Annotated in this window: 7 protein-coding genes; all 7 read left to right on the top strand. The window is 60.0% G+C overall.

Annotated features, from left to right (window positions below; all coding sequences use genetic code 11):
• The first annotated feature begins 1 nt into the window (after position 1).
• The 7 genes from traG (at position 2) to traI (ending at position 12,779) form a co-directional block, all read left to right on the top strand.
• Complete coding sequence (traG, locus tag NG99_RS07140; protein WP_034890173.1) at positions 2–2,836, top strand: conjugal transfer mating-pair stabilization protein TraG; 2,835 nt, start codon at positions 2–4, stop codon at positions 2,834–2,836.
• A 22-nt stretch (positions 2,837–2,858) separates the two neighbouring features.
• Positions 2,859–3,629 carry a hypothetical protein gene (locus NG99_RS07135; RefSeq protein ID WP_034890170.1) on the top strand — a complete coding sequence of 257 codons (771 nt, stop codon included), beginning with the start codon at positions 2,859–2,861 and terminating at the stop codon, positions 3,627–3,629.
• Positions 3,630–3,862: 233 nt separating this feature from the next.
• Positions 3,863–4,813 carry a DUF6012 family protein gene (locus tag NG99_RS27490; protein ID WP_052130593.1) on the top strand — a complete coding sequence of 317 codons (951 nt, stop codon included), beginning with the start codon at positions 3,863–3,865 and terminating at the stop codon, positions 4,811–4,813.
• Positions 4,801–5,079, top strand: a complete 279-nt coding sequence (locus NG99_RS07125) for a hypothetical protein (protein ID WP_034890167.1) — start codon at positions 4,801–4,803, stop codon at positions 5,077–5,079. The genes NG99_RS27490 and NG99_RS07125 overlap by 13 nt, the downstream gene beginning before the upstream one ends.
• Before the next feature lie 124 nt (positions 5,080–5,203).
• Entirely contained in the window at positions 5,204–5,461 is a 258-nt protein-coding gene (locus tag NG99_RS07120) for a hypothetical protein (protein ID WP_034890164.1), read from the top strand.
• Positions 5,458–7,566: a type IV conjugative transfer system coupling protein TraD gene (gene traD, locus NG99_RS07115; protein ID WP_052130592.1), complete on the top strand. Its 2,109-nt coding sequence runs from the start codon at positions 5,458–5,460 to the stop codon at positions 7,564–7,566. Before NG99_RS07120 ends, traD begins: the two co-directional genes overlap by 4 nt.
• An 8-nt stretch (positions 7,567–7,574) precedes the next feature.
• Entirely contained in the window at positions 7,575–12,779 is a 5,205-nt protein-coding gene (gene traI / locus NG99_RS07110; RefSeq protein ID WP_034890162.1) for a conjugative transfer relaxase/helicase TraI, read from the top strand.
• Positions 12,780–12,784 lie beyond the last annotated feature (5 nt).

The following is a 12,784-nucleotide window of genomic DNA, read 5'->3' as shown; positions in this document are numbered from 1 at the left end:
CATGACGCTTGATATCTGGGTGACCAGCAGCGGCGGTATGATAACGATGGGCCTGAACGCCGTGGCCGCGATGATGATGAACAGCGGCTGGAAGACCGTGATGTGGATTGCCGAGGTGCTGGGTATCCTCACCTGCGCTTACAGCTACCTGAAGACCCACGACCTGCGCATCATGTTCTACTGGGCGCTGACCTTTACCCTGGTCACCGCGCTGCTGCTGACGCCCAAAGTCACGGTGGTGGTCAACGACCTGACCGCACCTGACACCATCGGGCGCGTGGATAACGTGCCGCTGGGGCTGGCGGCGCCGCTGTGGATAATCACCGGCACCGGCTACACCATCACCACCGCCTACGAGGACTTTTTCCACTTCCCGGATGAGCGCACCTACACCAAAACCGGGATGATGTTCGCCTCAAAGCTGATGCAGGACAGCTTCACCATCGCCGGACGTGACCCGGTGGTGGCCATCAATATGGTGTCCTACACCAAAAACTGCGTGGTGCCGGACATCACGCTCAACCACAAGTACAGCATGCAGGACGTGATGGAGTCGACGGAGGTGCAGTCGGTTATCTTCAGCAGGCCCAGCCCTGTACGTGCAATTTACTGGCGCGATGCCAGCGGCAGCACCTTTATGTACTGCCGGGATGCGGCGCCGAAGCTTAAGAACCTGCTGGCCATTCAGGGCACGCCGGAAAGCAGCACCTTTATGTACCATGCGTCGCGGATGCTGCCGGGCAGCACCACTCCGGCCACGGCCTACGCTAACCAGCTGGCGGGCAGCTACAGCTACTTCTTTAACAGCAGTCAGGCGGCCAAAGACATTATCCTGCAGAACGTGGCCGTCGCCGGTCTGCGTCGCGGGCTGAACAGCTACGTCAAGGGGATGAACGATACCGCCTCGATGGTCGACATCGCCTCCGAGCAGTCGCTGATGAAGCTGCGCCTGTCGCATGCGGTGAGCTACACCATTGCCACCGAGGTGCTGCCGCAGCTGCACACGGTACTGCTGCTGTTCTGCGTGTGCATCTTCCCGGTGATGGTGCTGGCGCTGTTTGTGCGCGAAATCTCGATGGGGGTGTGCAAAAACTACCTGAACTTTATGGGCAGCCTGATGCTCTGGCCGGTGATGTTTGCGATATTCAATTTCGCGGTCAACTACGGCACCCAGGGCAGCTTTAATGCCACCGGCCCGACGCTCTCCAACATGAACCGGCTGATGGACACCAGTTCGACCACGGCCGGTATCGCGGGCTGGCTGATGCTCTCCATCCCGTTCCTTGCCTTTAAGCTGTTCACCCAGCTGGGGCAGAACTTTGCGAGCCTCAGCTCCAGCCTCGGCAGTGCGCTGGGCGGCGCCAGCACGGCAGACGCCTCGGCGGTTGCTTCCGGTAACTACAACATGGCCAACATGCAGATGGAGAACATCAACGGGTTCAAAACCAACCTGAACCGGGAATACCGTGAAGGCAGCTCCACCCTGCAGCTGGGGAACGGGGCGGTGGAAACCCATACCGCCGACGGGCAGACCGTTTACGACGCCTCTCAGGGGATGAGCCGTCTGCCGGTTGACCTGAACTGGGATCGTCAGCTGTCCAGCGCAGCGCAGAAAATGACCCGCGACAGCATGAGTCAGACCGAAACGGCGATGCAGGGCTATAACCACTCGGTGCAGCAAACCGCCTCCAGTCTGCGGCAGTTCCACGATCAGTATGGCAATAGCGATACGCAGTCACTGTCTGCGCAGACCGGCATGAGCGTGAATGAAGCTGAGCGAGTTAACCGCATGCAGAATGTGGCGCAGGACTATGCAAACAGAAATCACGTAGGCCTGAATCAGGCTTATAGCGAATTGCAGGATAAAGCACGAAACGAATCTGCAAATGTTGGCGCGAGGGTGCAAGTTGGGGCAGATTCAAGCAAGTCGCTTTGGGGTAAACCTGGACAATGGTTAACAGGGGCATCAATTAAAGGTGATGTTCATGCAGGTGCGGATGTGACAACGCGAACTGGTGCAACTTCGCAAACTTCTGAAGGGGGGCAGCAAGGACAAGATAACAGTCGTACACTCTCAGCGCGTGAAGCTACAGATTTCTCTCAGGGAATGGATGTACTACGTAATTACAGCGTGACCCATAACGGCCAGCATGTGGACAATAATGCTTCCGGTCTGATGAACCAGATCTCTGCCGGTATCAGCACATCAGACAGTGCCTATCAGCAGTACACCACAAGTCAGTCCCATACCCATGAGCTGCAGAAAATGGCATCCGAAACAGAGACGCTCAGTGCCGGTGCGAAGGAGAATTACAACCAGCAGTTCGTGCAGTGGGTTAAAGAGCGTGCGCCGGATGAGGCACAGACTGTTCTCACCAACGCATCTGACCCTGGTGTTTCACAGCGACGTGAAGGGCTGGTTGAGCAGTTTGTGGATGAGAAGCTGCGTGGCCGCATTGACAGTGACTATGAGCGCAACGCCGGTCAGACCGGGCAGGGCATGGGCGCTCCGGCCAATACTGCCGGTGCACAGTTCGGCGGCGCCTATAACACGGCAAATGCGGAGATCGACGGTCATATCGCTGAAAGAAATATTCACACGGATGTGAAAAAAGATGTTGCTGCAATGCCGGGTGTGGTTAAAAATAAAGCAGAGGATGCTAGAATTGAAATGGAACAAGGCAATCAAATGACACGCGATGGTATTGATAACAGGCGTACTGATTTTAACAATGCTGGAGATGAATTTGGAAAGAGTCACAAGGCGGCTGAAAAAAATCAGGAATCAATACTTCCGGGTGATTATAAAGATCACCTTGATGATCCTAACAAATAACTATTCCTAAAAGAGGTGTGAAATGGATGGTCTTGATAAGTTCCTAGTTCACAGGCAGGATGAGGGTAATGATCGGTCAGATTTGCCCTCTTTGCTTTCTGGAATAAAAAAAATTCCAATCATAATCGTTGTGTCTTGGTTTGGAGTCGTGCTTCATGAGGTTTTCCTTACCCCTTCTTCTGAAGGAAAAAGCTTGGTTAGTTTAGCCGTTTTTTTAACGGCAACTTTCACTATTATTCCAATCCTTACATATGTTGCCGCTTATACTGTGTCTCCTTTAGAAGTGAAGGAGGCAGTTCGGGCTAAGAAGATAAGTTCTTACATGAGAGTTAGTGGTATTGTCATGATGTTGGTAGTATCTTTTTCACTACTGGGCTTGTTAAGCGGAGTTTCGATTGAGACAAGTCATGTGGTTATTCCAGCTTTATTTGTTTTTGTTATGATGATTAATTGGATTAAATTCGCTAGAGAAAGGAGCTTACTAGCTAAAGTTCGTGATTCCCTTCTAAAAGATTTGTTCTCTGAGCACCGAAACCATCAGTTGGATGACATGTTCGACATAAATCCAGTAAATGGCATCCCTATGTTGAACTCAGCAATAGATGTACAGGGTAACGCTAGGGGGACGCAAGCTAATGTGACGCATGAGTATAGTGAAGGAAATATTAACTTAACAGATGTTGGAAGTTATAATTCAGCGAATGGCTTACCAATGTTTGATAGTTTTGTTGATATTCAAAATAATGCGTGGGGTTCCTCAGGTAATAATTTTCATGAAGACACTAAATATTAGAACTATAGTGAGTTGTTAAAGCGTTGAAATTCGATGACTTTAATTAAAGATATCGGATTAATGTAGAGCAGCAAGTTTATAAAAAGATTATCTTCTAGATTCCCAATAGCAATAACAAGAAGAACGTTCCTGTCTTCAAAAAACCTTCAACGTCATTTCGTGCATTCCCTTTCCGGATATGCGCCTCAGTGTCGTACACAAAATTCATATTTATCCCAACTAACGAGGTGAACATGCTGATTCATCTGACCCCGTCGTATTTCCTGCAGTACTGCAACGTGTCCGTGGAGCTGATCGATGTCTCCGTACCTGAGCTGGGACTGGTGCTGGAGAACGGCAGGGACGTGACCGTCCGCTTTCCTGCACCCAATAAGCGGCTGCACTACGTCTGCCGCAAAAAAGGCCGTAAAGCGGTATACGGCATTTTTATTGAGACCGACCGTCCTGTGAATGATCTCACCCTCATCACACGCTGGGCCGTGCGCGGTGCGGTGTGCCTGCACCGGGTGCATATGCATATCACCGGCACTGACGATGCGGTGACCGACGTCATTCACCTCTGGTCTGCGCACGCCCGCACGCCATTTGGTGACCGGTCATCGCCTGACTCCAGGGAGTGGATACCCGCCGCCTGTCAGCCACGGCTGAGCGTTGCGGCCGCAGACCGGGTCTCACAGCGTGAGACTGCCATCTGGCGCAGGGCCGACCCCGCTGGCCTTATCCGCGAGCAGACGGAGTTCTACCCGGTGCCGACCGTTGAACCCGGCCGTCTGACCACAGAGGGATGGTGGAACCGGCGTCTGCCTGTCCCGGATGAGGCCTTTATCGCCACCGTCAGGGACTGCCCTGACACGCTGCGCGTGCTGTATCCCGGTCCCGGTGTGACGGTCTGCCCTCTGTCAGAGCATCTGCAGCTGATACAGGACGACCTGACGCGGGAAGGGCTGGAGGAGGCGTTTAATCGTCTGATTGCTCCGGTCATGGAGGATATCCGCGCCCGCTGCCCGGTGTTCTTCACCAACACCAGCAATCTGATGGACAGCATCCGCTGCTTTTCACCGCGCTTCCGGGCATTGCCTGACGCCGGTAAAGCCTTTGTTGAAAGCCAGATTAACCAGCCTCTCTTTCAGATTTCTGACTGTGTCCCCCAACCCGAAACAGGAGTCAGTCCATGCGCAAAATAAGCAATCTCTCCGGTCGCGTGCTGTACCGGAGCGGGCAGCTGGTGACGTCTGCCAGCCACATCACCGCCAGTTTTATTCAGCTCAACGCCACGGGATGGGCACTGCTGCTGGCCGTAATGCTGATATGCCTCCCGGCCGCGGATATCCGGGAAACCATAAAAACCACCGGCGATGTTATCGCGCTGCTGAGAAACACCCTGTGGTTAAGCACCGTCATCAGCCTGAACGTCGTCCTGTTCAGGGAATTCTGTCGCCACACCCTCTGAGCCTGTAAACCCGACCCGCCCGCCGCAGTGCCTGACATCCCTGTCAGGACGAGGAGGCGGAATATCACCACCGCCCGTACCCGGGCACGTTAACACTGAACCCACACCCTGCGGGGGATAAATTATGCCTGCCAGTCTTATCCGCGTCACTCAGGTGACCTGCGGCGACCCGAACGCACCTGTCGCCTTCTTTGCTGCTGACGCTGCAAGCGTCGTGTACTTCGACACCGCCCCCGGCCAGGAGCCTGACGCGGTGTGTGCGCAGATATTCCGGCTCTTTGAGGATGCCATTAACCCGGACTACGACCCGGTCAGCGGGCAGGGCAGTTTTCAGACCCTTGACCGTGACCCTGACATCGCCAGTTATGAGGTGCCCGTATGAGCCTTAATGCCCGCGACTTCACCCAGGGTGGCCAGGTCCTGAAGTACATGATTGGCATGTTCATGCAAATCATGAACATCGCCTCTTACTGGGTGATGATGTTCACCCTCGTTATTTTCCTTGCCTGGATGTTACTGCGCCTCACGCTGCAGGCGTTTCTTCACGGCAGCGCGTACTGGCTGATTAAGTGGTTCATCATGCCCTTTAAGCACGTCACCGGTAAAACCCCGGGCGGCAGCTGGACGTTTCACTTTGAGCGTCCGACCGGCGAGGTGGTGACGTTTAAGCACACGGCGCTGCAGGTGATGACCGACCCCTACTTCATTCAGATGGGGCAGGAGGTGAAGAACGCCGCCTTCTACGGCTGGGGCATCGCCGCCTTCACCTTTGTCGGCACCATCTTTGCCATCACCTGGTATCTGGGGCAGAAGGGCAAAAAACAGCGCGACAACGAGCAGACCGGCGGCCGTGACCTGGTGGACAATCCGCAGGCGCTCAACCGGCTGCTGAAGAAAGCCGGGAAACAGTCACCGCTGAGCATTGGCAACCTGCATCTTCTGCTGGACGCCGAGATGCAGAATTTTGGACTGCACGGGACGGTCGGTTCAGGAAAGAGTACCGCGCTCAACAGCCTGCTGGAGCAGCTGCGTGCACGCGGTGACCGCGTCATCATCTACGACAAGGGCAATAACTTTATCCCGACGTTCTACCGCCAGGATAAAGACAAAATTCTCTGCCCGTTCGACGCGCGCTGCCCGTTCTGGGACCTGTGGGAAGAGTGCAGGACCGTCGGTGACTATGAAAACTTCGCCACCTCGCTGCTGCCCGACAGCAGCGGCAGCAGTGACCCGTTCTGGGTGCTGTCAGCCCGTGCCATCCTGGTGGCCTCCTCGCGACGCATGGCGCGTGAAAAGGACCGCAGCATCGGCGAGCTGCTGAAAAAACTGATGTCCATCAGCCTGGCGGACCTGCGCCAGTACCTGGAGGGCACAGACGCGGCCAACCTGGTGGACGGCAGCATCGAGAAAACCGCGATGACCATCCGCACCATCCTGACCACCTACGTGCGCTCGCTGCGCTACCTGCAGGGGCTTGAGGAGAACGGCGGCCGTTCTTTTAACATCCGCGACTGGCTGCACACGGAGGATGCCTCCGGCGACAACCCGTGGATATTCATCTCCAGCGACGGCCAGAATCACAACGCGCTCAAGCCCCTGCTCAGCGCGTGGCTCTATATGACCATGTCCGGCATTCTCGGCCTGAAGGCTGACCGGCAGCGCCGCATCTGGATTTTTCTGGATGAGCTGCCGTCGCTGCACAAGCTGCCCATCCTGCCTGAATTTCTGGCTGAAGGCCGTAAGTTCGGGGCCTGTACGGTGGTGGGGCTGCAGAACTTCCCGCAGATGGAAGAAATCTATGGCACCAACGCCGCCCGCTCTGTCTGGGATTTGCTGAACACCCGCGTCTTCTACCGCGCCCCGAGCGGCACGGTGGCCGACTGGGTGCAGAAGGAAATCGGCGAGCGGCGCCATAAAAAGTTCGAAGACGCCTACAGCTACGGCGTCGACATTATTCGTGACGGCGTGCAGTTCTCCAAGCCCGAGGTGAATGAGTTCCTGGTCAGCTATTCCGACGTGCAGAGCCTTAACGATCTTGAATGCTACGTCACCCTGCCGGGCGACTGGCCGGTGGTGCGCATGAAGCTGCCCTGGAAAGCGTACCGGCCCATTGCTGAAGACCGTATTCCCCGTGAGGTGGAGGACGTATTCGATGCGGACCTGGAGACGCAGCTGACCAGAGCGGATGTGCTGACGGACGTCGTGGTCAGGCGGCTGTTTGGTGACGGCGACAGCACCACTGCCGGAACCGTGCCACCGGCTGCGAAAGCGGCCGCCAGCGGCCCGCCCGCAGAGACACCGCCTGCTGCCAGTGAAGAGCCTGACGGGCGCGAGGTCAGCCTGCCACAGGTCAGCGCCGGTGACGCTGCTCCGCCAGCCACACCGGCACAGAGCACCCCGTCATCCCCACCGCCGCCGGACCTTACCGGTGCGCAGCTGGACGTCCGGCATCCGGACAAACATATCGATCATGCCGAACGTTTCTGAGGTGACCCATGCTGTCAGTATCCACAGTCAAAAGTGCGGGCGGTGCCGGTAATTACTACACCGCTGAAGACAACTATTATTTCCTGGGTGAGCAGTCCACGGGCTGGTACGGCACCGGTGCCGAGTCGCTGGGGCTGGAGGGGCCGGTTGATAAGGCGGTGTTCACCGCCGTGCTGGAAGGCCAGCTGCCGGACGGGACCGATCTGTCCCGTATGGAGAACGGCGTCAATAAACACCGTCCCGGTTACGACCTCACATTCTCGGCGCCGAAAAGCGTGTCGGTGCTGGCGCTGGTCACCGGCGACAGCTATCTGACTGAGGCGCACAACCGGGCGGTTGAAAAGACCCTTGATGAGATAGAGAAGATAGCCACCACCCGCACCATGCAGGACGGGGTGTCGGTGATGGAGCAGACCGGTAACCTGCTGGTTGCCCGCTTCCTGCACGACACCAGCCGTAATCTGGACCCGCAGCTGCACACGCATGCGGTGGTGGCCAACGCCACGCTGGCGGAGGACGGCTGGAAGACGCTCTCAACGGATACAAAGAACCGGCAGGGCTTCACCGACCAGGTGTGGGCGCTGCAGGTCAGCTACGGCGCCCTGTACCGGGGCTTTTTACGCAATGACCTTGAGGGGATGGGATACCCGATAGTCACCACCGGTGAGCGCGGGGAGTGGGACATTGAAGGCGTGCCGGTGAAGGAATTTTCCTCCCGCCGCCAGGACATTCTCGACGTGGTGGGCGCGGATGCCAGCGCGAAGGCCAAAAGCATGGCCGCGCTGGACACCCGGCAGAAAAAGGACTTCAGCGAGATGGAGTCCGTCAGGGAGCACTGGCAGGCGACGCTGCAGGACACCGGCTTTGATGCGGCTGCGCTCCGGGAGCGGGTGGCGGAGAACCGGGCGCAGCGTCAGGCAGAGCAGGAGCCGGAGCATGGCGTGCCGTCACAGGAGTCAGGCAGCGGTAAGGGAAAAGCCACCGGCGTCCGGGCGGAGGCCCGGCCGGAGCGGACAGCGATTGACGCAGAGGTGAGCAGCGCCATCGCCCGCCTGTCGGAGAAAAACGTGCGCTTCACCTACGACAGCGTGCTGACCAGCGTGCTGACGCATGTGCCGGTCGACGGTGGCGTGCTGTTTAAGGTCCGGACAGCCGTGGATGAGGCCATCTCCCGGGGCGCCATGCTGGCGGTCGACAAAAACCAGACTCTGTTCACCTCCGCCGCCCACCTGCGCGATGAGCAGCGCCTGTCGCAGGTGGCCGCCGGTCTGGCTGAGCGGGACGGCACGCTGCAGCCGCCGGGCAGTGAGCGGGGCGTGATGGCGCAGCTGGCGGAGGCGAACCGCGCCGTCACCCTGGTGGACATCCGGGGCAGCCAGGCGTATCTGCAGCAGTTCAGCACCTCGGTGGCGGCGATGGCGGAGAAAAATGACCGCCCGCTGGTTGTGGTGGCCGCCGATGGTGGCGGGGTGAAGCGCCAGGCGGCGCTGTTTGCTGAGCAGCGTGACGTCACGCTGACCACCCCCGCAAAGCTCGCGGAGACGCCGCTGCCGGAGAATGCGCTGGTGCTGGTCAGTGAGGCCGAGCGCTTCAGCACCACCGCCATGCACGACGTGCTCAAAACCGCAGGCATGCAGGGCGCCACCACGGTGGTGGCGGACACCCACGCCCGGCGCACCACCGGCTTTGCCACCGAGGTGCTGAAGGCGGCCGGGGTGAAGAGCTTTACCGCCAGCGCCGCCGGTGACGCGGTGGCGGTCACGCTGGTGCAGAAGGACACGGTCGACGACCGGCTGACGGTGGCCGCGCGGTACTACGCGCAGGAAGCGGCGGCCGGGAAACAGGTCAGCGCGCAGGCCGGTAACGCGAAGGCCCGGGCGCAGCTGACCGGCAAAATCCGTGAGGCGATGACGGAAGACGGCTCGCTCGGCCGGGTGCTGACGCAGGTGACCGTGCGCGAGCCGGTGTGGCTCGATGCCGCCAGCCGCAACGACCGTACAAAATACCGGGAAGGTATGGTGCTGGAGCACCACACCGGTGAGGGGGAGCAGGCGGACTTCACCATCACCGGCGTCAGCGAAAGGCACAATCTGCTGACGCTCTCGGATGAGAAAGGCCAGACGCAGGGGCTGAAAATCAGCGACATCGACAGTCATTACCGCCTGTTCAGCGAGAAAAAGCTGGAGCTGCGCGAGGGCGAGCGGCTGCGCACCTTTGCAGACATTCACGCGAAAGCCGGTGCCGGTGAGACCCTGACGGTCACCGGCCTGAAGACGGGGCGCTGGCTGTTCAGGGATAAGCTGGTGATGGCGAACAGCAGCGGCCAGCGGCTGCAGGTGAGTCCTGACGCCCCACTGTATGCCGGGTACGGCTACGCGGAATCGTTCGGCGCCACCCGGCGCACGGAAGGGAGCGTGATTGCGGTGCTGGCCGGGAAAGACGTCAGCGACACCACGGTCAACATGCTGAAGCGAAGCGGTGACAGCGTCACCGCATTCACCCCTCTGGATGAGCAGACCATCGCAAAACGCCTGGAGGAGAACCGGCCCTCCGTCACCGTCACCGGCAGCGTGACGTCCCTGAGCGGTCATGATGAACTGACGGACGCGCTGCGCACGCTGGAGTCGCGAAAGATGACGAACGGTGAGCGTATTGTCCGCCAGACCGTGGAGAAGGTGACGGGCGGTAACGTGACCTTCAGCACCGCGAGTGTGATGGCGGCCATCGTTGATGACCAGTCGATGTTGACGCAGGATGCGGCTCTTAAGCTGCAACTGCTGGAGAGCCGGGGCGAAATCATTCCGCTCAGCGCGGAGCAGGGCGCGGCCGGGCTGTACATCTCCCGCGATAACTTCAGCAACGAGCTGACCATCCTGCGCCACGTTGCAGAAGGGAAAAACGCGGTGGTGCCGCTGGCGCCCGGCGGGCTGACGACAGAGCAGGCCGGGACGCTGACGGACGGCCAGCGGCAGGCGGCTGACCTTATCCTGACCTCCCCGGACCGCATCACCGCCATCCAGGGCTATGCGGGGGTGGGGAAAACCACCCAGTTCCGCACGGTGGCCACTGCACTTAACGCGCTGGACAGCCCGCCGGTGATTGCCGGTCTGGCACCCACGCACCGGGCGGTCAGCGAGCTGAACGGCGCCGGGATACCGGCGCAGACCATCGCCAGCTTCCTGAGCGAGAACAGCCAGTGGCAGGCCTCCGGCGAGGCGCGGGATTACAGCAACACGCTGTTCGTTATCGATGAGTCCTCGATGAACGGCAATGCGCAGATGGCCTCCCTGCTGACGGCCATCACCGAGGGCGGCGGCCGTGCGGTGCTGAGCGGTGACCGTGACCAGCTGAAATCGCTGGAGTCGGGCGTGCCCTTTGCGCTGGCGCTGGAGCGCAGCGCCGCCGACGTGGCGGTGATGAAGGAGATAGTGCGCCAGACCCCGGCGCTGAAGCCGGCTATTGAGGCCATCATTGCCGGCAACGTGAAGGAGGCCGTCACCGTGGCAGAGCAGGTGCCGCCACAGACCGTGCCCCGCCAGGCAGCGGCTTACGTGCCCGGCAACAGCATGGTGGACGTGACGGCCCTGCAGGCTGAGGCAGCCAGAGAAGCCCGTGACGCGGGCATCCGGGCGGGACTGCCGGAGGATGAAATCTCTGTTCCGGCGGTGAACATTTACGAACTCGTGGCGGACGACTTCACCGGCAGAACGCCGGAGGCCCGCAACGACACGCTGATAGTGACCCCGCTGAACGCTGACCGGCGGCTGGTGAACGACCGGGTGCATGAGGGGCTGAAAAAGAACGGTGAGCTGGGTGAGTCCGTCACGGTGAGGCAGCTGGTCCGCGTCGGCAACAGCAATGCCGACCTCGGGCGGCGCTCATTCTGGCAGGAGAACCGGGGCAATACCGTACGCATGGGTGAGGCGTACTATGAGGTGGGCGCCTTTGAGCACCTCAGCGGCATTTTCCGGCTGCACGGGCTGGAGGGCGCTGACGACCGCTGGTTCATGCCGCCGGAGCTGCGTAAGGAGAACGTGGCGGTGTTTGAGTCCCGGTCAGTGGAAATCAGCACCGGCGAGAAAATCCGCCTGACCGCCACCGACCGGGAGCGGGGCGTGCGGGCGAGCGACATGGCCACCGTCACCGGCGTCACGCGGGACGGGCAGATTACGCTGGACACCGGCGACCGGTCACTGACCCTGAACCCCCGGGCATCCCTGGCTGACCAGCACCTGGACTACGGCTACGCCGTCACCACCTACAGCGCCCAGGGCGCCTCGGTGCCGTACGTCATTGCCATGGTGGGCAGCGACAGGGCCAGCGGCATGATGGCGACGCTGGACAACACCTACGTGGCGCTGTCCCGTGCAAAAGAGCATGTGCAGCTGTATGCCGGAAACCTGGACAAATGGACGGGGCTGGTTGAGCGCAACAGCGGCAGGCGCCAGACCGTGCATGACGTGATGATGCGCACGGAAGACCTGCGGGCGGGCCGGGAAGTGCAGCTGTGGGAGGCCAGCCTGCCGGTGGCGGAAACGCGACTGGCGCAGCGTACCGACAGTGAGCTGACGGCGGACGCGCGGTTCCTCTCCGGGAAGGCGCCGGAGGTGATGTGGCCGGTCATCAACGAACACGGGCGGCAGCGGGGCAACTGGCATGTACCGGTCTCACCCGCCACCGGCGCCCTCAGCCTGGAAAACGCGCACTATGAAGGGGCGTCTGACGGCACCCGCATCGTGCTGCAGAAGGGCGAGGGGCGCGCTGCCGTCCTGGAGGCGGCCACGCCGGATGAGGCGCTGGCGCTGATGGCGGAAAACCCGCAGAGTCCGGTGGTGCTGCGTAACGACCCGCCTGCCGCACAGGAGGACGCGACGCCTGCCGGAGATGAGCGGGTGCGCAGTGAGGCAGAGCTGCAGCAGGCCGCTGACGCCGCGCTGAAGACCCTGGAGCCGGAGCTGCAGCCTGAATCCACGGAAGAGCCTGACGCAGAACTCACTGCAGAGGAGGCGCTGCTGAAAGAGGCCGCACAGGCGCTGGAGCAGGACGCCGAGCTGGCGCAGGCGAATGACTATGACCACAGTCCTGAACACGAACAGAAGCAGGAGGAGAAACACGCAACTGAGCGGCTGAACGATGAAGTGAACATCATGCGCCACGACCGGCCTGAGCCGGAAGCGGACCGTCTACCCAACCGACAGAAAACCCTGGAGTAACCCTG

The sequence above is a fragment of the Erwinia typographi genome (genome assembly GCF_000773975.1).
GTDB lineage: Bacteria > Pseudomonadota > Gammaproteobacteria > Enterobacterales > Enterobacteriaceae > Erwinia > Erwinia typographi.
This window is presented reverse-complemented; position numbering and strand designations above follow the sequence as displayed.

Coding starts and splice junctions, on each gene's coding strand:
- NG99_RS07120 (WP_034890164.1), top strand. CDS start 5,204: ATGCCTGCCAGTCTTATCCGCGTCACTCAGGTGACCTGCGGCGACCCG.
- traI (WP_034890162.1), top strand. CDS start 7,575: ATGCTGTCAGTATCCACAGTCAAAAGTGCGGGCGGTGCCGGTAATTAC.
- traG (WP_034890173.1), top strand. CDS start 2: ATGACGCTTGATATCTGGGTGACCAGCAGCGGCGGTATGATAACGATG.
- NG99_RS07135 (WP_034890170.1), top strand. CDS start 2,859: ATGGATGGTCTTGATAAGTTCCTAGTTCACAGGCAGGATGAGGGTAAT.
- traD (WP_052130592.1), top strand. CDS start 5,458: ATGAGCCTTAATGCCCGCGACTTCACCCAGGGTGGCCAGGTCCTGAAG.
- NG99_RS27490 (WP_052130593.1), top strand. CDS start 3,863: ATGCTGATTCATCTGACCCCGTCGTATTTCCTGCAGTACTGCAACGTG.
- NG99_RS07125 (WP_034890167.1), top strand. CDS start 4,801: ATGCGCAAAATAAGCAATCTCTCCGGTCGCGTGCTGTACCGGAGCGGG.